Origin of the sequence: Mucilaginibacter sp. OAE612 (assembly GCF_041806395.1) — a bacterium.
GTDB lineage: Bacteria > Bacteroidota > Bacteroidia > Sphingobacteriales > Sphingobacteriaceae > Mucilaginibacter > Mucilaginibacter rubeus.
In genome coordinates this window covers 3,985,547-4,008,921 of sequence record NZ_JBGMUW010000001.1, presented here as the reverse complement: position 1 = coordinate 4,008,921, position 23,375 = coordinate 3,985,547, and the positions used below count along the sequence as shown (strand labels likewise).

Genomic DNA, 23,375 nt, shown 5'->3' with positions numbered 1-23,375 from the left:
TGCACAAAAAATTGTATTGATGAAAGGCTTGCGTACTGTTACATTTCTGTTTATATCCAACACCTTTATGACATTTGCGTGGTATGGGCACCTTAAGTTTAAGGAGTATGATTGGGGCAAAAACCTAAGCTTAATAGCCATTATACTTATAAGCTGGGGATTGGCGTTTTTTGAATACCTGTTCCAGGTACCTGCTAACGAAGGAGGCTTTAAGGAAAACGGCGGCCCCTTTACCCTGGTTGAATTAAAAACCATTCAGGAAGCCATTACACTTACGGTGTTTATGATATTCACAACCCTGCTTTTCAAAAATGAAAAACTGGGCTGGAACCATTTGGTAGGCTTCGGGCTAATTGTGCTGGCGGTATTTGTTATTTTTAAAAAATGGTAATTAACTAACACTTAGGTAAAGCGGTCTGAATGATACGCTGTAAAACTTACTGCCCGCTTCCCGTTTTCATATTTGCTGGACTACCTGCTTTCTTAATCCTGGCTTATTGGGATAATGCGGATGCTGTTTACATTTGATTAAAAGCTTGTAAACAACTCAATAACAATATGGAAATAACTTATAAAACCGGTACAATACCATCCGCCCGGCAAGTGATAGAACTTTATGATACAGCCGGGCTGAAACGCCCAACGAATGACGAGCAGCGGATTGCCAGGATGTACCAAAACTCAAACCTTGTGGTAAGCGCCTGGGATGGTGATAAACTGGTAGGCATATCTCGAGCGCTGACCGATTTTTGTTACAGCTGCTATCTTTCAGACCTGGCAGTTACTAAAGCTTATCAAAAAGAAGGGATAGGCAAAAAGCTGATTGAACTAACTAAGGAAGCCATTGGCGATGAAACTATGCTTTTACTGCTTTCGGCCACAACCGCTATGGAATATTACCCTAAAGTAGGTATGGAAACTGTTCATAACGGCTTTATCATCCATAGGGTAAAATAAAATAAGGGCAGCAGGGATATAAATGTTGCCTCCTGCCTTCATTTATTTTTAGTTACCCTCCAAATTATTACGGTATTGCTTTAGCGCTGTTAGAATTGATCGTACAATTTCGTTTTGTCCGCTGGCCGAGTTCAGGTATGCTTCATCAGATGGATTATTGATAAACCCGGTTTCAACCAATACGGCGGGCATACCGCTTTGTGCTAATACCAAAACACCCTGCTCCTTTACACCCAAACTATGCCTTCCATTGGTTTTGCGGAACTGGCTATCAACCAAATCGCCAAACTGGATGCTTTGCTTGCGGTATTTTTGCTGAAACGCGTTAAGTACAATAGTATTTACCGCAGCGTCATCGCCATAGCCATTATATTTTTCTTTGTAATCCTTCTCTATAAATATCGAAGCATTTTCGCGCAAGGCTTCACGCTGCTCCTGGCTGCGGTGAAAGCCGTATACAAGCAACAATGTTCCTCTCGATGATCCTTTTCGCTGGGGGGATGAATTACAATGAATGGAAATGAACAGGTTGCCGTGATTGTCGTTAGCGATATCGGTACGTTTGTGCAACTCAATAAAAACATCGGTACTGCGGGTCATTACTACTTTAATGCCGCTCATTTCATCATTTATGGCATCCCTTAACTTTTTGGCGATACTTAATGAAACGTTTTTTTCCTTTGAATAAGCCCCGTGCGATCCTGGGTCTTTTCCTCCGTGCCCGGCATCGATAATAACTGTTTTAAATTTGAAACGATTGGGGCTTGCTGTTGCAGACTGTTGCCCGAAACACCTGGCGGCGAAAAGCACGCATAGCAAAGAAAAAAGCGAAATAAATATTTTATATTTTTTAGGAAAGGAAGCAGGCATGAACATATATGTATACAGGTTTATAAACATTCATTCTATAACAAATAATTATAGGTATGATATTGTTTTAACCGTATGGTTTAAAAAGCGCATTTGTTAAAGTGCGCAAATATAATACATGTTTGATTTACAGCACTATCTAAAAAATAATAGCCTGGGTCCGTAACAGAAGTTTAAACTTTGCATTATGTATGTATATTTAATGACTTAAACAGGTGTGATCATGATGTTAAAAAAGTTGTTGTTAATTGTATTGGTATGTCAGGCATTTTTGGCCTGCAGCCAGCAAAAAGGTATTGTTTATGGCGATAATGCCGCTGCCGGTAAGTATTATGATGTTAGGGGGATAAAACTTTATGCCGAAGTTTATGGTAAAGGCAAACCCCTGCTGATGATACATGGCAACAGTAGCAGCATCAATGCCTTTAAAAAAAATATACCCTATTTTGCAAAGAAGTACAAAGTAATAGCTGTTGACAGCCGTGCACATGGCAAGTCCACCGATCCGCGCGATTCACTTACTTTTGAAATGATGGCCGATGATTTTGCTGCTTTGCTCGATTTAATGCATATCGATTCGGCTTATGTGATAGGATGGAGTGACGGTGGCATTAACGCGCTGGTGATGGCTATGCGCCATCCCAACAAAGTAATAAAACTGGCCTCGACCGGTGCCAACCTCTGGCCCGATTCTACAGCGCTGATCCCTTCCTTATGGAAGGATATGGAAAAGGAATATGCCAGCAAAAAGGATTATCATTTTATCACTGCCAAAGAAAAGAACGACAGGAAGGTGTTTCTGCTTGATTATAAAGAACCCAATATTAAACTATCGGCATTGAAAACTATTAAATGCCCGTCGCTTATTATTGCCGGCGACCATGACCTTATCGTAACAACACACACCGTTCAGATAGCCGAGAATATTCCGAACGCTTATTTATGGATCCTGCCCAATTCGGGTCATGGCACATTGGTCGAACATACCGATGAGTTTAATAAAAAAGTGGATGAGTTTTTTGAGCAACCGTTTCACCGGCGTTAAAGGAATATAAAAAGAGGGGTAATTGGTTATAAAGCCTTTAAAAAAAAGATAGCCCGGTTATTAGGCCGGGCTATCTCACATAATTACTTTATTTTAGTAAAATCTCAATTATTGTTAGGTAACAATTTTATTTGCCTTAGGTTTTATAAAATTTGCGTTACATAGGCTTTTGGTGCAAAAATACTATAATAATTACGGCCTGCTGCCGTTTTCACAATAACTCAACCGTAAGCTAACCTGCAGCTTTTACTGTTTAAGTAAAGTAATATGGAATCAAAAAACCAAAGGCTGCTTATCGACACGCTCTTAGCTATCTCATTTCTTTTAATAGTTTTACTTGCCGTAATTATGGTTTTTCAGCCCGGTGTTTATGCCAATTAATATTATCTTTATCGGCAAGTAAACCCAGATGAAAAACCGTGCTTAAACCCGGCGAACATATTGAAGGTATACCTGCCGAACTGCAGGCCCTGCTTGGCAACGATGCTGAAGCCCATGTATTTTTTGCAAGCCTGTCCAAATCATACAAACAAGGTTATTGTGATTGGGTAGGTTCGGCTAAACAGGAGGCTCCCGTAAAGTAAGGGCCGATAAGGCATTGAGCATGCTCCGTAACAAACAAAAAACCTTAAAAACCCAAGTATAAATCTCCCCGGAAATAGTTTGTTTTTCTTGTAAGTTCTACTAAAATGGTAGTATATTGTCATCCGATTTCAATAAAAACATGTTTAAACATTTATTTTATTTGAAGTCCGGATCATTTACATACTTTTGAGCCATAAATCAAAAACAAAAAAAAGAAATTAAAACAATGAAAAAGATTTTTATCCTGTTAGCAGCAGCATTCACCTACACGGCAGCATCAGCACAAACTACCTGGACTGTAGACAAAGCTCACTCAAACGTTAAATTTACAGTAACCCACTTAATGGTATCTGATGTTGATGGTATTTTTAAAAACTATGATGCAACCATCACTGCCGCTAAACCTGATTTCAGCGACGCTAAATTTCAGATCAGCATACAAACAGCCTCAGTAACTACAGATAATGATCAGCGCGATAAACACATCACAAGCCCTGATTTTTTTGATGTTGCTACTTACCCAACTATTACTTTTACCAGCACCGGTATCACCAAAACATCTGATAAGCACTACAAACTTACCGGTAACTTAACTTTACACGGTGTAACCAAACCGGCTTCATTTGATTTATGGTACCGTGGTACTATCCAAAACCCAATGAGCAAAGCTGATGATGCAGGTTTCCAGTTAACCGGCACCATCAAACGTTCTGATTTTAACTTCGGGTCAAAATTTGGCAACGCTATGGTAAGCGACGAAGTTGCTATTAAAGCAAATGGTGAGTTTGGCAAAGCCAAATAATTGCAAAAATATATTAACAGGAACGGCGCGGATAACCCGCGCCGTTTTCTTGTTTTATGATACAGGCAGTGGAAGATCTATGCTTAGGAATGCAGATACTGCATTTTTAATCCTTGTTTTTTTTGATAGCGGATTATTAAGGAGCAAATGCTAATTATTGAAATAAGGGCCGCGCTTGCTACAACATGTGTAAAGGGTACTTTAAACTCCGGATTGATAAGCGTTTCGGTTATGTCAGGAATGATGATTGCGATGAGGGGCAGGCAGGAGAATAGCCTCAGGAAACCAAGTTTTTTCATAAAAAAGTGATAATGGTATTTAGCGCAAATAATGCGCTGCAAATATGTCACTATGTTTCTTTTTATAAAATACCCGTTACACGGTATTTTTACAACCTGAATTGGTAATTTGCTGAGCAACTGCTTAGCTTTGAAAGAAGCGCCGGTAAAAAGAGGGAGAAAAGAAGATCTGCTTAGGCCTTGCGGGAAAGCAGTTGTTTTAGGGTATTAAACCACAATTGATTTTTAGCTCCAAAAAGAGTATGATCAACAATAAGATATAAGGTGATAAGCTCTTCTTTTAGCCTGTAGCGTAATCTTAACGGCTGCCAGAATAAACCATTGTTCCGTACCATCGAACGTTTGTAAAGCTCGTCAAAACCTAAATATAACTGCTCAAGGCTATCAAGCGGGATATGTTCATAACTATCGCCGTCAAGTACAAGGCTTTTAGGGGTAAGTATAATTTCACCGTTATAATGGTGTGGTGGCGGGGTAAATGCAAATAATGCTCCTCCGTCATTTGCCAACCCTAATGTGGCCAGGTCATAATCGTGACTCCACATTACCTTTCCAATTCTCAGTATCTGCATGTTATAAACTTCGGTATTTTAAACGGCATTTACAACAGATTGTTATCATTGTAGTTTCATTTTGTTACAATAATGTTAATACCCCTTATGGGTTACCATATCATGTGCTAAACAGTAAAATCCCTATCTTTGATTTATAGGAAATATTTTCCTCTTATTAAGTAATTGAATAATATCAATAATCAAGTTATTAGCTTAAAGCTTTGTGCATTCAGCTCTCAGCTTTTATATAAATAATATGGCTACAGAAGTTAAGTGCCCAAGTTGTGGTTTCGGTTTTCCGATAGAGGAGGTAATGGCCGAGGAGTATAAAAAAGAGCTCAGGGTTAAAATGATGGATTATACCCGTCAAAAAGAAGAAGAATACCGCAAAAAGGATGAGGAGTTTTTAAATAAGGAGCGCCAGCAGCAGGCAGCCTTTGAACAAAGGCTTAACAACGAAAAAAAGCAATTGCAGCAAACGCTTGAAGACAACCTGCGTAAAACCATAAGCCAGGATTTTGAGAACCAGCTTGTACTGCTCAAAAATTCAGCAGCTGAAACTGAGGAAAAACTAAAAATATCACGCCAGAAAGAGCTGGAATTTTTGCAGCGCGAGAAACAACTGCATCAAAAGGAAGAGGAAATGGAGCTTGCCGTACAGCGCAAGCTGCAGGAGCAGCGGAACGAACTTACCGATCAGATCCGCAAGCAGGAAGCTGAGCGTCACAGCATTAAAGATACCGAATACCAGCTAAAGGTAAAGGAGCTTGAAAAACAGCTTGACGACCAGAAGAAACTGGCCGATGAAATGAAGCGCAAAGCCGAGCAGGGTTCTATGCAGCTGCAGGGCGAAGCCCAGGAGCTGATACTGGAAGAGTTATTACGCAATTATTTCCCGTTCGATATCATAAGCGAAGTAGGGAAGGGCGTACGTGGTGCCGACTGCGTACAAACTGTGCGTAACCAGTTTGGCCAGGAATGCGGCCGCATTATTTATGAAAGCAAGCGTACCAATGCTTTTTCGGCAGATTGGATCGAGAAGCTTAAAAAAGATATGCGCAGCATGGGGGTTGATGTAGCCGTTATTGTAACCCAATGCTACCCAAAAGGCATGGATTGTTTTGGCGAGCGTGACGGGGTTTGGATTTGTAGTTTTGATGAGGTGAAGGCAGTATCCTACATTTTAAGGGATGGGGTGATGAAATTATCAAACCTGGCCAAATCACAGGATAATAAAGGTGATAAAATGCACCTGTTGTATGATTACCTTACCAGCAGCGAGTTTTCGGAGCAATGGAAGGCTATTCGCGAAGGATATATGAGCATGCGCCAATCCATTCAGCGCGAACGCGATGCCATGGAAAAACTCTGGAAAGCCCGCGAAAAGCAATTGGATAAAGTGCTGCTAAGTGCCGCTCACATCCGCGGCAGTATTGAAGGGATTGCGGGGAGTGATACTATTCAGCTTAACCTTACCGATGATGAGGATGCGTTGCTGTTGGAGTAATTAATGTAGTTTCAGTCGGTCCATATGCTATCGCGAACGTCGTCGCTTGTGGTTATCATGCCGTATCATGCGGATTGCTTGCGAATTGATAACCTGAACCTCGGCTATAAGTGAAGGCCCAGGAATCAAATGTTCTTAATTACCGAAGGATGATATTTTGTAAGTTTTTGCTGCCTTATTTTGGATAATGTACTTGCATGGCAATTATTTTGATCGCCTCGTTAATATATCAATTTTTGCGTTAAATACAAAGGCATGAAGCAGGGCGATATTAACTAAATTGATTAATCATTCTTGTTGAAATGATTAATCAATTTAGTTTTATAGTAACCATATTATAAACAAAGAAATAGACAGCACCCATAACAAACCTGCCAATAAAAATAGCTTTTACTTAAATTAGCTGTTTACATACTGAACCTTGCCTGTACATCCAGATGAAAGTTAATTTTATTAACGGTTTAATTTTACGCTCGGCTGCTTTGTCGTACAGGCAAAAGCTTGATAAAAAAAGCTTGCTTACATTATGGAATAACAGGTTAATCAAAGAAAGTATTTACCTGGCAAGTAAATCGCTTTATAATGAACTGGATGCTTTTTTTGCAAACGGGCAGCAAACGAAAGCTAAAGAAGCTCAATTACTATCAAGTTTTTATAAATATATGGCCCGTATGGCAAACCGGGCTACGCCGTTTGGGCTGTTTGCGGGTTGTTCATCGGTTTACTGGGGGGCTGCAAATAAAGTAAAACTTACGGCAAAGTTCAGGAGACATGTAGTGCCCGACGCTGTGGTGAGTTTCTCGCTTGCCAAACAAATTGAAAATGCCAATCAAATATCTGCAGGATATAAGCTAAATAATACCCTTTATAAAGTGGGGGACGATTTACGATTTATTACTTATCAAATTATTGATAACCAAAGGGTTTACCAGGTGAGCGCCATTGCCTGCAATGAGGTGCTTGATGACATAATTACCGTTGTTGGTGATAAAATATGGAGTAAACAGCAACTGCTCGAAAAATTCCCGGATTTTGAGCCTGATGATTTCATTGTGTTTATTAATGACCTTATTGAAGGGCAACTGCTAAAACCGGCATTTGAGCCGGCAATAGGGTATGATTTTCCAGTCTTTTTGCAAAAGACTGATGATCCGGGATTAAGGGATACCATTAATGAATTGGTCGATTTGCTTAATAAAATTAATAATGGAGATGTTGAAAGCTCAAACTGGTTTTCGTTATATACTGCTATTGAACAAATTACTAATCACATAACCGGCAGGGAACTTAAAGACCAGGTACATGTAACCAGGTTTAACGAGATGGAAAGCCGGGAGCTTGACCAATCATTGCAATGGAAAATAACTAAGGCGATTGTATTGCTTAATAATGTGAGTGCCGTGGCTCCCAATAAAAGGATTGAGCAGTTTAAAGGCAGGTTCAGGAAAAGGTATGAGGAGCAGAGCGTACCGCTGCTGGAGGCATTTGACACCGATACAGGAATCGAATACGGACAATGGTATGAGCATGAAACCCTTTTTACAGAAGGGCTGTACACCGGAAGTGAAGGGGGCCCTTCGTGGGTGGATTATACAGAAATAGATTTTAAAATGCTCAACCTGTTAAACCGCGCCAAAATTGAAAAACAGTATAAAGTTATTATACCTGATAATTTTGCCAGGGAACGCAGCCCGGATCATTTGCCATTTTCCATGTCGGCGGTTTTTCAGCTTTTTGAAAACGATATGGTATACCTGGAGAGAGTTACCGGGCCCGGCGCTTTAAACATGATAGCACGGTTTGCAGTTGGGGATGCCGAAATTTATAAAACAGGTTTAGAGATAGCGGCAAAGGAGATCGCCAACTGCCCGGATGCCATGTTTGCCGAAGTGATCCATATGCCCGAAGAACGGATCTTAAACGTCATGATGCACCCGCCTTTCTGGCCCCATGAACTGGCTTATATTGATGATGCCAAGGGAAGTTCAGTTTTGAGGCTTGACGATATCTACATAAAGCTTGAGCAGGGCGTTTTTAAATTGTTTTCAAAAAAACATCAGTGGGAAGTAGTTCCGCGCTTAAGCAGTGCTTATAATTATAACAGGTCGCAGCACCCCATTTACACCTTTTTGTGCGATATCCAGCATCAGCGGGGCAATGGCAGCTTAAGTTTTAACTGGGGGGCACTCTCTACAGATTTTGTATTTTTTCCACGCGTTGAAACCAGCTTTGGCGTTATCCTGCACCGTGCCACCTGGAAGTTTACGCCCGCTATCTTGGGTGAACTTTGCAAGGCTGAAAAATTCATGGATAAATTCGGCGATTTGTTTAACAGCTTTAGGAATGAGTGGTTACTGCCCGATAAATTTTATATAATAAAGGGCGATAATGAATTACTGATTGATACTGAAAATGAGATTAGTATACAGGTACTTGCAAAGGAAATAGCAAGGCAGGACCCGGTTTTGATTTTATCTGAATGTATTCACCTTCAGCATGAGGCTATTGTACGAGATGTGGATGGCGATCCTTACATGCACCAGTTTGTTGCACCCTTCCATTTCGACAGGCCTTTAAAGCCTCCATATTTTCAATATATCGAAAATACACTTCAGCGTAATTTTTTTCCCGGCAGCGAGTGGTTGTTTATCAAGCTATACCTCAGCAGTAACATCGCCAACGAGGTGCTGTTAAAATTGGATGAACTGTTAAATTATTCAGGTACTGTTAAAATAAAACAATGGTTTTTTATCCGGTACCATGACCCGGATAATCACATTCGGGTTAGGATTAATTTGCTTGATGAAGGTGATTTTCAGGATGTTTACCTGGCTGTGCGCGAGGTGTTGTCGCCATTTTTGACAAGCGGGCAGCTTCATGTCGTACAGCTTGATACCTACGTGCGCGAACTGGAACGTTACGGGCAACAAATTGAACAAGCCGAGGGCCTTTTTTGCATTGAAACTTCGTTTTGCTGCAGCGTATTCAGGCTGCTTGAAAGCAACCGCTATGATACGGAAGACTGGCTCCTGATTTTTTGGCTGATCAAAGATTACCTAAACCTGATGAGCAATGACCTAAACGACCAACTGCAATTTGTTGAAAGGCAGCAGGCTTATTTTTTTGCCGAGTTTGATGATAAGGCGGTTAAAATACAGATTGATCAATTATATAGAAAATATCATGGCAGCCTTAATAACCTGCTTTTAGCATATGATGACCTGCTTCGGCAAAAAAGAATGCAGGTAGAATTACTGCTGCAAAACTACACTATTGATTGGAATGCGAAGTTTTTGAGCAGCGTGATCCACATGGCAGTTAACCGCTATTTTAGCAGCCGGCAGCGCCTGCATGAGTGCATCCTGTACGGGATGCTCTTAAAGTTCCTTAAATCGGAAAAAGCCCGTAAAGGGAAAGTATAGCTTACTTGAACATCTTATTATTGAGCAGTGCGAAAAAGCTGTCGCGGTAAGTAACCCCTATGGGGATCTTTTCTTTAATCTTATCAAAGATCACCATGTTGCCATCAATAGCTTTAATGCGTTTTAAAGCAATAATGTACGATTTATGGGTCCGCGCAAAATTTTCCTGGGGTAGGGTATCAACCAAGGTTTTCATGCTCACCAACGAGATATGCCGTTCATTTTCTGTAAAAACCGAACAGTAATTTTTAAGTCCTTCTATATAAATGATATCCTCAAAGTTGATGCGCACAATTTTACCGTGATCGGTTTTCAGGTAAAATGAGTCGGGCTTTGGCTGCAGGTCAATTACCGGCGCTGGCTTATTAGATGAAAGCAGTATTAGCTTATCAAGGGCTTTTTGTGAAGCCTGTAAAAACCTGTCGAAAGCGAAGGGCTTAAGCAGGTAATCGAGCACATTGTTTTCAAATCCCGCCAGCGCAAATTCACTAAAGGCTGATGTTATGATGATCTCCGTGCTTTTAGGCAGCATTTTAATAAGGTCGATACCTGAAAGCTCAGGCATGTTTATATCAAGAAAAATGAGGTCAGTGGCTGATCCTTTTAAATATAATAGTGCTTCAATAGGATTGGTAAACGTTTCGGTAAGGTTAATGAAAGGCACTTTTGATATAAAATCGCTTAAAATATCAATGGCATAAGGCTCGTCCTCAACTATAATACAGTTAATTACTTTCATGATATTTTAAAGGCATGGTAAGTTTGCATTCATAGCTATTGTGCGTTTCATCCACCAGTAGTTCATATCCGTCCCGGCCATATTCGTCCGTTAATCTTTCGCGAATATAATTTAATCCTATCCCGTTCGATTGTATTTTGTTAACGCTGTTATTGTTTTTATAATTAAGCGAATAAAAATGCAGCTTCCCATCTACAACGGTAATGCTCAACACAGCCTCCTTTGTGCTTTGATTGAAAATGCCGTGCTTAAACATGTTTTCGATGAGGGTAATTAAAACCAATGATACTACCTTATACGGAATAACACCGCTTTCGATACTTATCTTCATAAAAAAAGCTTTGCTGCGGTCTTCATGAATTTTTATGAAGTCTTTGATATAGGCAAGCTCACTTTCAAGGCTGCTAAACCCGTCCTCATTTTTGGTTAATGCATACCGCATAATGTTTGAAAGTGTGATGATTGATTGTCCTACTTCCGGGAGTTTCTTATAAGTTTCAGCATATAAAAAGCCGAGTGTATTAAATACAAAGTGCGGATTGATCTGTGATTTTATTACATTTAGTTCGGCCTGAAGGGCTTTCTTTTCAAGCTTTTGCTGTTGTTCAAGTATCTGAGCCTTTTCTATGCTGTGTTGAGCCACTTCGCGTTCCCGTTGTATCAGTTCTCTTGCAAAGCCAAATGCAGCCCCCATTCCGCCAAAATATATTGTGCGCATAATAAGGCTGGAGATTTTATCAGGATCGGCCGAAACCTGAAACGACGTATGGTATATCAATGCATCAACCTCAAGCTTAAACAATACCGTTATAGCAATGATAGCCGTGGATACTACAAATAAAACAGGTGCCAGAAAAAAAACATTAGTGATCTTCTTACTTATGGCCCTTAAAATTTTCCAGGTGTTATAAAATATAATGGCATTTACAATAAAAGCAAAAACAGTGCTTATGTCAATTTTTGAAAAATAGACAACGGCCTCTTCATATAATATATAAATAAGCCATCCAAGCAGGTGTTGAAAGAATACCCTTATCCTGGATTTTGGCCGCTCTGCATTCGTTGTCATAAATTTTTTGTCCTGCTTTTAATGGGTTTGGTCGTCCCCAACGGCGCATTGGTACTAATTTTTTCCTCTCCTGCATCCGCTTAGCCACATTTATCCTATAACAACAGATAAATCATCATTCACACCCTTTAAAAAGCTTAAAAGTATGAAAAATTATAGCAAAGCATCTTTACCAAAGATCCAAATTAAACAAGTGCAAATTTTAAACCGGGCACTTACAAATAACATTGGAAAAAATGGTGGCACTGTAGATTTCTATATGACTATGACGGGTACTACAACAGAAAAAACTTCAAGTTCAACAGGGTTCTAAGGACGAACTTAGATCATATTAAGTATGTCTGTTTTATGATAAGAACCATCAGAGGTAACTACAATGAAAACAGCCAAATTATCCGAACAATATAAATTCTCATCGGGCCTGATGTTCAGGTTTCCTGCATTTGATTGCGTGGAAACAGTTGATAAAGAAACCATCAGGGCATTCACAAAAGATGAATTGTTTATGCAGGCGCTTTGGCTTACCTCTAAAAACTTGTATGAAGCGGTTTTGCATATAGATGATATTACAGATGCGAAAAAACTGGAGAAGCTTGAAATAACCTTGGCCAAATTTATTAACAGGAGCGCTACTGGCACCAATCCATCAGGGTTATTTGCAGGTTGCGCTCCTGTTACCTGGGGGAATACGACCGATTTACAGCTTGGTAATGCTTACCAGCATGTAAGGCTTAATGTTGCCGCAGCGGTTAATTTGAACGGTCAGATTTTAAATAATCGCCTCATACGGACATTGTTAAGTTACAAGGTAAATAAAACAATGTATACCTTAAACGGGACCTACCGTAAAATTGACCGTCAAACTGTAAACCGTGGTAAATACAAAGCATCGCCGGTAAAGATATCTGACGATCTGCAGGCGGTTATCGGGTTTTGTGAAAACGCCAGGACATACAATTCGATAGGCTTATTTATAACGCAAAAACTTGGCAAAAATCCGGAATGTGCCGCTGCTTTTTTGGATCAATTGATTAAAAACCAGGTTTTGTGGAGTGAGCTTGAACCGTGTATTGACAGCGGGGAATACCTTGACCAGGCCATCGGCATTTTTACCCGGTTGGCACATCAAAGTATGCAAGCGCAAAGCTATTTGTCAAAACTGAATACCGTTAAGCAGGTACTGACGGGCACCGATAATGTAATTACAAAAAATAATAAGGTTGCTATGATTTTGAAAGATTTGCCAGGTGATGCCTCACAGGGGACATTGCTGCAGGTTGATTATTTTAGGCAGGCAGATTCGGCTACGCTTGATAAAGCTTATGCTGATAAATTGCTCGATGCCATTGATCTGCTTAACCGGATCACACCCAGGCATCAAAGTAAAAACCTGGAAACGTTTATAAAACGCTTCCGCGACCGGTATCATGAGCGGGAGATTTTGCTAACAGAAGTGCTTGATCCTGAAAAAGGTATCGGCTATGCCATAAACTGTTATACAGAATCCTCCGGCTCTGCAACTGATGGTGAAAATCTGCAATATACTAGTGCCGTGAAGTGGCTTATCGGGCAAATTGTTAACAATCCCGGGCAGGAAATTATCCATTTGCAAAAGTCACAGTTTGAAAACGTTAAAGCTTACGATGATGAGTTGCCGCCAAGTTTTTCGGTAATGTTTCGTATTTCGGGTCATGATGAGCCCTTGCTGTATCTTGAATATTGCGGGTGGCCGGCCGGTACCTCCATGTTTGGCCGTTTGGCTAATGCCGAGCGGAATTTTGGCCAGATCCTTGATGAAATATCCGAAACAGAAACCCGTATTTATGAGCCGGCTATAGTTGCCGAAATTGTACACACGCCTGATGACTACCTGGGGAGCTTTACCTCTGCACCATATCGGGATTACCAGTTTCAAACGCCGGTAAAGGCCGGTGACCAGGAGGTTAATTTAACAGATCTGCTTGTATCTGTTAAAGGGAACAACGTTGTGCTGCGTTCGGCCAAATTAGGCAAAAGGATTATCCCACGCTTAAATACAGCATATAATTACGGTATGACGGCCTTACCAGTGTACCAGTTCCTGGCCGATCTGCAATGCCAGGATTCAAAATACGAGCTTGGGTTTAATCTTGACATATTACCTAAACTTGGGGTAACCAAAACGCCAAGGGTAGTTTATGAAGGTGTAATATTAGCCTTAAAAACCTGGTACATCACCAATGCTGATTTACAGCAGCTGTTAAAAGAACTGGCTGTTGATTACAACGAAGCGTGGGCGAAGTTTGTTAAATACTGGGATCTGCCTGAGGCTTTTGTTTTTACAGATATTGATAGTGAATTGGTCGTACATACTAACAGCAGGCTTGAGGTTGCTGCATGGCTTTCGTCATGCAAGAAAAAGAATGAAATTATTTTAAAGGAATACATTGGCGAACGCGATAATATCATGCTTAAAAAGAAGGATGAAAAGCTTATCGGTAACCAATTTGTGGCTGTTTTAAAACGGGGCGAAAAGATAGCCGGCAAGTATACCGGTATGGGGCCGCTTAGTACAAATGCAGCTAAACGTCAGTTTTTCCCGGGGGATGAATGGTTGTATGTAAAACTGTATTGCGGTATTGAAACTGCCGAGCATGTGATAGGCAATGAGCTGATACAGCTAAGCAAAAAGCTTTACCATGAAGACTTGATTGATCAGTGGTTTTATGTACGTTATGCTGATCCTGAACCTCATATTCGTTTCAGGGTCCATCTGGCTTCTGTATTTGCATTGGGCAGGGTCATTCAAAATATTAACAATTGCTTTTCGGCCTTAATTAAATCAAAGCAGATCTGGAAGGTTCAGTTTGATACCTACGAGCGCGAACTGGAACGTTACGGAGAAGCATCCATTGAGCTTGTTGAACAGTTGTTTTTTAACGATAGCCTTGCCATAGCCAGCCTCATATCAAGAGCGGATGTGACCGAAAACTTTGAAGAGGTGAGGTGGCTCTGGGGACTGTTATCAATTGACAGGCTGTTGAATGATTTTGATTTTCAGATCGAACAAAAAAACGAGCTTATGGAGCTGCTTGTAGCCTCATCATATCCGGACGTTAATTATGATAACCTGCTTTCAAAGCAACTGACTTTTAAATACAGGCATTACCGCAACAAGATTGAGGGCCTTTTTGCCGAAGGTGCCGCGGTTGCAGGCAACGACCTGCTCAGGTACCGGAGTTTAAACAACAGACCGGCAGCTTTATTGCTCGCCGAGCTTATTTCATCCGGAACGGTACCGCAGGATTTGAACCTGCTTGTGATCAGCCTTATTCAAATGAGTATGAAGCGCTTGTTTAAAACCAGACAGCAGGTTCGCGAACTGGGTGTGTACGATTTTCTGCTGCTTTATTATAAATCCGTTTTACAAAACAAAGAAACGGGTTACGATAATAAATACATTGCCGGGGCTGTAAATGAGTACATGGCAGGCAGGCCATATCTTCAATAATTAATAGCTAAGCGTCTCGAAATAATATTTTAACCTTCCCTACACAAATCTATTAAGTCTTCTGCTAACGCGGAAGGCTTTTTGTTTTATACAGATGTTTCGGTCATTATTTTCTTAATAAAAGTTTAACAGAAATTCCCGCGACCTACCAATATTATAAATGTATTTTTAACCCCAAAATTGCCTGAACCCGGGAGGCAGCTTTTATATTATGGAAAGAAGATCAGCATTAAAAAATATAGGTGGCCTGCTTCTGGCACCTTCATTAGCACTTGGCAATACAACACCGGCTGCAAAGCCATCATTGCGAATAGCCCACATTACCGATGTGCACCTGAAGGATAAGTTTGATGCCCCTGCCAGGTTTACCAGGTGCCTTCACCACCTGCAGCAACAAACGCCAAAGGTTGATATGGTATTAAATGGCGGCGACATTGTTTTTGATATGAACAAGGAAAACATCAGTACCATCAATGATCAATGGAAGCTGGTGCAAAACATCATGAAAAACGAATGCAGTTTGCCCGTTCATTATTGTTTGGGCAACCACGATATCTGGTGGTACGAGGACGACAAGGGTCAGGCCATCTACGGAAAAAAATACGCACTGGATAAACTGCAGCTTGTAAAGCCTTATTACAGCACGGAAAAAAACGGCTGGAAGATCATTGTGTTGGACAGTGTGCACTTAGATATTGATAATACCTGGTATATAGGCAAGCTGGGCGATGAACAGCTTAACTGGCTTAGCGATGAACTGAAAGCTACAGATGCCAATATGCCGGTAATGGTCATGTCGCACATACCGATATTGACCGCTTTACTGATGATAGAGGATGATATTGTAAACAAGTGGACAATGCTTGGCGGCGACATGCATACTGATACTGCTAAAATCATCAACCTGTTTTACCAGTACCCTAACGTAAAATTATGTCTGAGCGGTCACCTGCACATGCGCGATAAGGTGGTTTATAACAATGTTACTTACCTGTGCAACGGCGCCGTTTCCGGTGCATGGTGGGAGGGTAACCGCCGGGAAACAGCCCCAGGCTATGGTTTGATAGACCTGTATGCCGATGGTACTTTTGAAGAAAAGTATGTGAATTATTAAAATATAAAAAAGGGGCAGGCTAAATCAAATAGCCTGCCCCATAGCATATATATGTTGGTTGTTTAGAGCTGGAGAATACTTTTAAACTTTTCGGCATAATCATTAAGCTGGGCAACTAATTGTCCGCTTAGTTCTTTTTGATTGCCGTTATGGGTGATGGCAACCATGTTGTTCAACAGCGACATGCTGATCTGCACATCGCGCGGACTTAACCGGCCTGTATCTTTTTGTAATTGATGGTAGTTATAATCAAGCTGATCGGTTAGGTAGCTGTTAACACTTTTAATCAATTTATTACCCAGCTTGGCATAGTCCAACTTATACGAGGTATCGGCCATTGTTATTTTGCCTTGTGCGGTCATGAAATTGGGGTTGATATCAGGCATTACCTCTTCATATTTGTGCAGGGTATTAAGTGCCAGGTTACGATGGCCCTCTTTCAGTAATGTCGCCGACAGATCAGAAAAAGCAGACACCATTTGCGGAAAAAACATGGTTGTTGATTGCTGATCAAGGTATTTGGCTGTTTTGAAATTGCCGAATTTAAACTTATCCATCATGTTGCTGTACATCACCAGGCTGTTGATTTTTGAAAGCTGATCTGCCAACGATGAATCAGTTTTGAAAGGCAACAAGCGGTAAGTAAACCCTTCCTGGTATAAATATGGCTGTAAACCAACCATGCTTGTTTGCCCAATGGATATAGTGAAGCAAATTGGACGCTTCCAATCATTGTGCGCCAGTATATCTATCATGGCAAGGTTTTCTTTGGTGATATAATTAGGAGGGAATTTCCATTTCATGGTATCCGTTAGCATGCCTTTTTGCTCAGGTGTAATAACCTTGTTTTTCATTACATCATCAGCATTAACCGCCAGCTTGAAGTTTTTGGTAGGCAGATAATTTTCGGTGGTGCCGTTGGTGTACTCAACGTGAGTACGTTTATCATCTGATGTGATAAAATCAAAAATATCTTTTACGTCAACATAACCCGGTACTTTGGCATCATTATACCTGATCACGTCACGGGTACCGAGCTTGTATTTATCAAAGCTCATGGTGATGGGCAGCGCATCGGCCTGGTTTATTTTGCGTTGCATTTGCCTTACCGACCAATCGGCGCTCAATAGGCTCAGGTTTACAATACGCACATCGGGCCGGATGTTCTCCACCTCCTGGTCGTACCATAACGAGTAGGTGTCGTTATCACCCAAATCAAACAAAATGGCATTTTTTGGGCAGGACATGAGGTAATTGTAAGCCATATCATGCGCCGCCATTTTGGTTGAGCGGTCGTGGTTTTTCCACTCCTTGCTTGCCAGTAAAATAGGGCCAACAATTGTACAAATAACCATAGCGCCAATGGTGGCAAACCGCGGACTGATTTTTTTAGGCATCATGTCAATCAGCGCTATCAATCCTAAACCAATCCAAATGGCAAAGGCATAAAATGAGCCAACGTACGAGTAATCGCGTTCACGGGGCTGTACAGACGGCTGGTTAACATATAATACTATAGCCAACCCGGTGAAAAAGAATAGCAACGTTATTACCAGCGCGTCTTTCTTTCGCTTTTTGAAATGGTAGAGCATGCCTAACAAACCAACCACTAAAGGCAGTGCATAAAGCGGCGTATAGGTAACATTATTCAATACAAACTTAGGCGTATTGGAGGCGTTGTTGAACAAGCCCGATGTCCAGTTGCCGCCGATGCCATTCATATTGGTTTGGCCTTCCATATCATCGTCATTATAACGGCCAACAAAGTTCCACATAAAGTAGCGCCAGTACATCTGGTACATTTGCCAGCTGAACATCCATCTTAAATTATCCGAAAAGGAAGGCGTAGCGTTATCGCTCAACTGCAGCCAGTCGCGGTAAAACTGGGCATCCTGGGCGTAGGTGGTATTCTCCTCTGTCGACCACATGCGGGGCAGAATGCTGGTGTGGTCATAAACATAATTGGGCTTATTATAGGCTACCTCGTATTTCGTCTTTCCTTTGCGGTAAAGCGGTGTACCATCGGTAACATCCGTTATTTTGGCATCGAAGTAAGGGCCCTTAAGCAATGGTGTTTCACCATATTGGGTACGGTTAAGATATTCATACATCGTAAAGGCGTCGCTGGGGTGTGAGTTGTTCAGATTGGTTCCTGCCGATGCCCTGATAGGGATATAAACAAAAGAACTGTATCCAAAATAAACAAACACAATGCATAGCAGGCTTATATTTAAAAGATGTTTCTGCTTGCGGATGCTGTACTGGATCCCGGCGATAAGCAAGCCGATGATCAGCAAGAAAAAGAACAATACGCCGCTGCCAAAACCAAGTCCAAGGCTGTTTACAAAAAAAAGATCGAACCGGGCGGCGAGGCCAATGGTATATCCTCTTATACCAAACTGAACAAAGGCCAGGATCAGGATGCTGACGGCGAATGCCCAAAGTCCGCTTTTAACATTAATGTTTTTATGCCTGCGGAAATAATAAACCATTACCAAAGCAGGTATGGTTAATAAATTAAGCAGGTGAATGCCGATAGAAAGGCCGATTACATAAGCTATAAAAACCAGCCATCTGTCGGCTCGCGGCTCATCGGCAACGGCATCCCATTTTAAAATAGCCCAGAATACTATAGCTGTACATAACGATGCCCAGGCAAAAACAATGGTTTCAACTGCCGAAAACCAAAAGGTATCGGTAAAGGTAAATGCAAGGGCGCCGGTTAGCCCGGCACCCATTATTTGTAAGGTTTGGGTTGTATTAACAGGAGTATTTTTTATAGCAAGCAGTTTTTTGGCAAGGGCGGTTATGCTCCAGAATAAAAACATAATGGTAGCCCCGCTGGCCAGTGCCGAACCAAGGTTGGTAAAGTAGGCAACTTTTGTCCTTTCGCCCATGGAGAGCAGGGAAAAGGCTTTGCCTATCATAGCAAAAAGCGGGTAACCCGGTTGGTGCGATACCTGGAGTTTGTAGGCACAGGAAATGAATTCGCCACAGTCCCAAAAACTTACAGAGGGTTCTAAAGTAAGGATGTAAGTTAAGGATGCAAGGGTAAAACAAAGCCAGCCCAAAAGGTTGTTGATCTTGTTGTAGCTCATGATAAAGTGTAAAAGTTTTTTCAAATATTTAACACCAAATTAGGGCTTAAAATTGGTAACGTATTGAAATTTAACACTTTTAACATTTGTTAACACTTGTAGGGTTGAAGTGTTAAATGGTTGTTAAAACAAACCCTTACCCCAAATATGCGTTAAGCATAGGGGGTTTTTATGCGGAAGCTAAACGATTTGTTTTATGAAGATTGAAAAGTTTTATGAACAGGTATACATTTGGGTGATCCGTTACGCACCCAGTTTTTTGATTGGGCTGGTAGTTTTGTTCATCGGCCTTTGGCTGATTAACCTGCTGCTGAAATGGTGGCAGGGGCATATGCAGAAAAAGGAAATAGATCCTACCATTAAACCCTTTTTGCAAAGCCTTGTGGGCGTTATATTACGTGTGTTGCTGATTTTAGGAGTTGTGCAGATCATGGGCGTGCCTATTACCTTGTTTACCGCGCTTGTTGGTGCTTTTGGTGTGGCGGCCGGTTTGGCACTTTCAGGTACTTTGCAAAATTTTGCAAGCGGTGTGTTGATACTACTGCTCAAGCCCTTTGTTGTGGGCGATAATATTATAGCTCAAGGACTTGAAGGCACTGTTACCGCTATCCAGATCTTTTATACCGTTGTTAAAACCTTCGATAACAGGATAGTTATAATGCCTAACAGTAAGCTCTCAAACGAAGTGATCATCAATATCAGCAGGGAAGGTACCCGCAGGCTTGATATCGAGCTGAAGTTTACCAATAATATTGACTTTAATGAGGTAAAATCGGTTATTAACTCTTCTATCGATAAATCAAAGAACATATTGGAAACTCCGGACAGGAGGATAGGTATTGCCGGTTTAGATCCTGATGGTTATCGTGTAGGGATTAATGTTTGGGTTCATGCACACGGTTTCCAGGATACCAAACTGGCCGTACAGGAAAACATTTTGCAGGACTTGAAAGCTTCCGGGGTTAAAATACCGGGTTTATAAAATATGTGTACATGGATAATTTAGAAAACAAGATCACGGTGATTGTTGAAACGCCTAAAGGCTGCGGCCACAAGTATGATTATGATGCCACCACAAATCAGTTCAGGCTTAAAAAACTACTGCCTGCAGGTATGGTTTTTCCTTTTGATTTTGGCTTTATACCCAATACAGTTGGGGGCGACGGCGATCCGCTGGATGTACTGGTCATATCGGAGATCAGTACTTTTCCGGGCTGTGTGATAGATTGCCGGCTGATAGGGGCTTTTAAAGTAGAACAAGCCGGTCCGGATGGGAAACGCTACCGGAACGACAGGTTGCTGGCAGTGCCCATTGTATCAAAAATTTTTACCGGTTTGCATGATGCCGCGCAACTGCCGCACAGCCTTACCGACCAGATAGAGGCTTTTTTTACAAACTATAACCGTCTCGAATCTAAAGAATTTAATTTAATGGAACGCCTTGGTGCAGAGGGAGCTATGGAACTTCTTAATAATGCAACTACCGGTAATGGATAGTGGGGGCTAATTTTATAAAACCCAATTACTGTTTGCTTGTAGTAACTATATAAACATTGTTGAATTTAAATATAGCTACTATGAAAGGTCAACAGCATTTTAAGAATAACACCGATGCACAGGGCAAACCAACTGCCGATCGTGCCTTTGCTAACCACAATGATGCCCAAAAGCAAAAAGGTATCAGTAATGCGGGCGGGCAGCGATCCGATCAAACATCAAGCCGGGATAGCGCTCATCGCCCCGAGAAGAAAAAAGCGTAATGTTATTGTTTATAAAAGCGCTTTTGCTTACCAGGCAAAGGCGCTTTGTGCTTCTAAATTCTGAAGAGCTATTTACTACATTATAATGAAACTGCCATTGTTTTTTTGGCATCGGCTTCAGCCCGGCTCATTTGTTTAATATGTTCACGATGGTTCATGCCCCATTCGCGCAATTCTGAAACAACCTTACCAAGCGTATCAGCATATTCGGTACGTTCATAAATTACAGTTACCGGTGTGGTATCATAAACCGTCCGTTTAACAAAGCCATTTAGTTCAAGCTCCCTTAACTCTTTCGAAAGTATTTTAGGCGTGATGCTTTCCAGGTCGCGCTGAAGTTCCTTAAACCGTTTAGGGCCGGTCATCAGGCTTACCAGCATCGGCAGCTTCCATTTACCGTTTACTACATAAAGCGTATCGCGTACTGCGGTTACAGAAGCTTTGCAGGTCTCTTTATTGTGAATGATTTGTTCGTTATTCATACTTGCTATCCTTAACGATACCGGTATCCTTTAGGATAGTAGTATCTTTTTAATAGCAAAGGTAGTTAAGTTTGCGACAAATAATTCATTAAATGAAAGCAACTAAAATTTTTTACTGGATACTAACCGCTATTGTAGCATTGATAATGGCTTTTTCATGCTATTCATACTTAGCTAAACCCGAAATGGCTGCAGCCTTTCATCATTTAGGCTTCCCTGATTATTTTAGGGTTGAACTGGCAATAGCAAAGCTTATCGGTGCAATATTATTATTGGCACCAGTGCCTGCCAGGTTAAAAGAGTGGACTTATGCAGGATTTACCTTTGTATTTGTTTCGGCGTTTATTGCACATAGTGCATCAGGTGATCCGGTAGCAAACCGTGTGATGCCGTTGGTGTTTCTGGCGATTTTGGGAGGATCGTATATTTTTAACTATAAGAAGCAGCAGTAATGTGAGGGATGTTCCCACCACGTCATTGCGAGGAACGAAGCAATCCCCATGAAGTAGAGCGACTATGCAAGTCTCCCTGTAGAGTCGAGGATTGCTTCGTTCTTTGCAGTGATGTTAGATACAATCCTACGGCACCAGCAATTTCTCAAACTCCGTACTATCGCCCTTAAACACATTAAAATCCACAACATGGTTAATGCCGTTAACATGGGCCTTATCCGAGTGTTGCCAAAACTTCCAGTTGGTTTTGTTGGATACAAGCAGCTTGGGCTGGTAGTAATGTGCAATCCACAGGGTATAACCATCAAAATAACCTTCCAGGTAATCCTGGTAAAATTTTAGGTTAGTATAGATGATGGGCTTAATCCCTGTACGGTTTTCAATGGTTTTGATAAAACTCTCCAGTTGCTCTCGCATCTTTTCAGGACTGGTACGATATAATCGTTCCACGTCTACCACCATAGGCAGGTCGCCTTTTTCGGTTTTTACGGTTTGCAGGAAAAATTTGGCCTGCCATACACCACTTTTTTGCGGAAGAAAAAAATGATAGGCGCCGCACATGATCCCCGCCTTAGGTGCTTCGCGCCAGTTACGCTGAAAATATGGATCGACACTTAGCACGCCCTCGGTAGCTTTTATAAATGCAAAACTGATATGAACATCGCCCTCGCGCATGGCCTTTACCTGTTTCCAGTTAATGCGGCCCTGGTAGGATGACACATCAATACCATATACCGAATAACCGTCGGGAATATGGATAGCAAAGTTCTTATATTTTCGGTAATGGGTATCCTCACCCGCATCCATGATCCACCGCCAGGTGGCACTGCCGAATTTTAAAATATAACCATAATAAAAAGGGGAGAGCAGGATAAGGAGCAAAGCCCCGATAGCCACCGCCCACTGTGTAGAAAAGCCAACTTGCTGTTTTGCTTTAGTCGCTGGTTTTTTGCGGGCAGGCGCTTTCTTTCTTACAGGTGTTTTCTTTTCAGGAGCAGGCACGGGGTAAAAATAGCAAATCTGAACCGGGATTTGAACCTTGATTTTTAGGATTAATGGATTCCCCTGATAGCAGGTTGTTTACCATTAAAATTATTGAGCAGTATCCAAAACCTAAATCAGGAAATCTT

At 41.3% G+C, this 23,375-nt stretch carries 21 protein-coding genes; 14 read left to right on the top strand and 7 right to left on the bottom strand.

The genetic code is table 11. The annotated features are described in order from the left end of the window. Window positions 1-19: 19 nt before the first annotated feature. On the top strand, window positions 20-391 hold the full coding sequence (locus ABID99_RS16610) for a DMT family protein (protein WP_090523799.1): 372 nt from the start codon (window positions 20-22) through the stop codon (window positions 389-391). A gap of 167 nt (window positions 392-558) precedes the next feature. Beyond that, window positions 559-957 (top strand): GNAT family N-acetyltransferase, encoded by a 399-nt coding sequence (locus ABID99_RS16605; RefSeq protein WP_176623364.1) that lies wholly within the window; start codon window positions 559-561, stop codon window positions 955-957. 48 nt (window positions 958-1,005) lie between these two features. On the opposite strand, the gene ABID99_RS16600 is transcribed toward ABID99_RS16605, so the two are convergent. Then, window positions 1,006-1,827 (bottom strand): N-acetylmuramoyl-L-alanine amidase, encoded by an 822-nt coding sequence (locus ABID99_RS16600; RefSeq protein WP_373614405.1) that lies wholly within the window; start codon window positions 1,825-1,827, stop codon window positions 1,006-1,008. Between the two features lie 223 nt (window positions 1,828-2,050). Between ABID99_RS16600 and ABID99_RS16595 the strand changes: the two genes are divergently transcribed. The 3 genes from ABID99_RS16595 to ABID99_RS16585 all read left to right on the top strand — a co-directional run bounded on the left by ABID99_RS16595 (window position 2,051) and on the right by ABID99_RS16585 (window position 4,259). Further along, window positions 2,051-2,872, top strand: coding sequence for an alpha/beta fold hydrolase (locus ABID99_RS16595; protein WP_217633090.1), 822 nt, complete (start codon window positions 2,051-2,053; stop codon window positions 2,870-2,872). Window positions 2,873-3,291: 419 nt separating this feature from the next. Continuing rightward, a complete protein-coding gene (locus tag ABID99_RS16590) occupies window positions 3,292-3,456 on the top strand; it encodes a YdeI/OmpD-associated family protein (RefSeq protein WP_176623366.1) in 165 nt (54 codons plus the stop codon). A 227-nt stretch (window positions 3,457-3,683) separates the two neighbouring features. After that, a complete protein-coding gene (locus tag ABID99_RS16585) occupies window positions 3,684-4,259 on the top strand; it encodes a YceI family protein (protein WP_090523809.1) in 576 nt (191 codons plus the stop codon). A 472-nt stretch (window positions 4,260-4,731) separates the two neighbouring features. Here the strand turns inward: ABID99_RS16585 and ABID99_RS16580 are convergent, their stop codons facing one another. Then, window positions 4,732-5,130 (bottom strand): hypothetical protein, encoded by a 399-nt coding sequence (locus ABID99_RS16580; protein WP_129568859.1) that lies wholly within the window; start codon window positions 5,128-5,130, stop codon window positions 4,732-4,734. Window positions 5,131-5,368: 238 nt separating this feature from the next. Here ABID99_RS16580 and ABID99_RS16575 point away from each other — a divergent pair, with 238 nt between their 5' ends. Both ABID99_RS16575 and ABID99_RS16570 read left to right on the top strand, forming a co-directional pair. Further along, window positions 5,369-6,619: a DUF2130 domain-containing protein gene (locus tag ABID99_RS16575; RefSeq protein WP_175489883.1), complete on the top strand. Its 1,251-nt coding sequence runs from the start codon at window positions 5,369-5,371 to the stop codon at window positions 6,617-6,619. Window positions 6,620-7,056: 437 nt separating this feature from the next. After that, window positions 7,057-10,041, top strand: a complete 2,985-nt coding sequence (locus ABID99_RS16570; RefSeq protein ID WP_373614404.1) for a lantibiotic dehydratase — start codon at window positions 7,057-7,059, stop codon at window positions 10,039-10,041. Between the two features lies 1 nt (window position 10,042). On the opposite strand, the gene ABID99_RS16565 is transcribed toward ABID99_RS16570, so the two are convergent. Together ABID99_RS16565 and ABID99_RS16560 are read right to left on the bottom strand one after the other, a co-directional pair. Then, on the bottom strand, window positions 10,043-10,780 hold the full coding sequence (locus tag ABID99_RS16565) for a LytTR family DNA-binding domain-containing protein (RefSeq protein WP_090523820.1): 738 nt from the start codon (window positions 10,778-10,780) through the stop codon (window positions 10,043-10,045). Then, window positions 10,767-11,849: a sensor histidine kinase gene (locus tag ABID99_RS16560; protein ID WP_090523823.1), complete on the bottom strand. Its 1,083-nt coding sequence runs from the start codon at window positions 11,847-11,849 to the stop codon at window positions 10,767-10,769. The genes ABID99_RS16565 and ABID99_RS16560 overlap by 14 nt, the downstream gene beginning before the upstream one ends. A gap of 145 nt (window positions 11,850-11,994) precedes the next feature. Here ABID99_RS16560 and ABID99_RS16555 point away from each other — a divergent pair, with 145 nt between their 5' ends. From ABID99_RS16555 to ABID99_RS16545, 3 genes are all read left to right on the top strand, one after another. Further along, window positions 11,995-12,162 carry a hypothetical protein gene (locus tag ABID99_RS16555; protein ID WP_373614403.1) on the top strand — a complete coding sequence of 56 codons (168 nt, stop codon included), beginning with the start codon at window positions 11,995-11,997 and terminating at the stop codon, window positions 12,160-12,162. A 63-nt stretch (window positions 12,163-12,225) separates the two neighbouring features. Continuing rightward, window positions 12,226-15,339 carry a lantibiotic dehydratase gene (locus ABID99_RS16550; RefSeq protein WP_373614402.1) on the top strand — a complete coding sequence of 1,038 codons (3,114 nt, stop codon included), beginning with the start codon at window positions 12,226-12,228 and terminating at the stop codon, window positions 15,337-15,339. A gap of 211 nt (window positions 15,340-15,550) precedes the next feature. Further along, on the top strand, window positions 15,551-16,453 hold the full coding sequence (locus ABID99_RS16545) for a metallophosphoesterase (RefSeq protein WP_373614401.1): 903 nt from the start codon (window positions 15,551-15,553) through the stop codon (window positions 16,451-16,453). A gap of 62 nt (window positions 16,454-16,515) precedes the next feature. On the opposite strand, the gene ABID99_RS16540 is transcribed toward ABID99_RS16545, so the two are convergent. Beyond that, complete coding sequence (locus ABID99_RS16540) at window positions 16,516-19,575, bottom strand: DUF2723 domain-containing protein (protein WP_373614400.1); 3,060 nt, start codon at window positions 19,573-19,575, stop codon at window positions 16,516-16,518. 172 nt (window positions 19,576-19,747) lie between these two features. On the opposite strand from ABID99_RS16540, the gene ABID99_RS16535 reads away from it, so the two are divergent. The 3 genes from ABID99_RS16535 (at window position 19,748) to ABID99_RS16525 (ending at window position 21,311) form a co-directional block, all read left to right on the top strand. Continuing rightward, window positions 19,748-20,533, top strand: a complete 786-nt coding sequence (locus ABID99_RS16535; protein WP_373614399.1) for a mechanosensitive ion channel family protein — start codon at window positions 19,748-19,750, stop codon at window positions 20,531-20,533. Between the two features lie 11 nt (window positions 20,534-20,544). After that, on the top strand, window positions 20,545-21,048 hold the full coding sequence (locus ABID99_RS16530; RefSeq protein WP_373614398.1) for an inorganic diphosphatase: 504 nt from the start codon (window positions 20,545-20,547) through the stop codon (window positions 21,046-21,048). An 80-nt stretch (window positions 21,049-21,128) separates the two neighbouring features. Next, window positions 21,129-21,311: a hypothetical protein gene (locus ABID99_RS16525; protein ID WP_354481372.1), complete on the top strand. Its 183-nt coding sequence runs from the start codon at window positions 21,129-21,131 to the stop codon at window positions 21,309-21,311. Window positions 21,312-21,391: 80 nt separating this feature from the next. On the opposite strand, the gene ABID99_RS16520 is transcribed toward ABID99_RS16525, so the two are convergent. Then, on the bottom strand, window positions 21,392-21,793 hold the full coding sequence (locus tag ABID99_RS16520) for a helix-turn-helix domain-containing protein (RefSeq protein WP_090523849.1): 402 nt from the start codon (window positions 21,791-21,793) through the stop codon (window positions 21,392-21,394). Between the two features lie 92 nt (window positions 21,794-21,885). On the opposite strand from ABID99_RS16520, the gene ABID99_RS16515 reads away from it, so the two are divergent. Continuing rightward, window positions 21,886-22,245 (top strand): DoxX family protein, encoded by a 360-nt coding sequence (locus tag ABID99_RS16515; RefSeq protein ID WP_373614397.1) that lies wholly within the window; start codon window positions 21,886-21,888, stop codon window positions 22,243-22,245. Between the two features lie 126 nt (window positions 22,246-22,371). On the opposite strand, the gene ABID99_RS16510 is transcribed toward ABID99_RS16515, so the two are convergent. Continuing rightward, window positions 22,372-23,247: a glycoside hydrolase family 25 protein gene (locus ABID99_RS16510; RefSeq protein ID WP_373614396.1), complete on the bottom strand. Its 876-nt coding sequence runs from the start codon at window positions 23,245-23,247 to the stop codon at window positions 22,372-22,374. Between the last annotated feature and the right edge of the window lie 128 nt (window positions 23,248-23,375).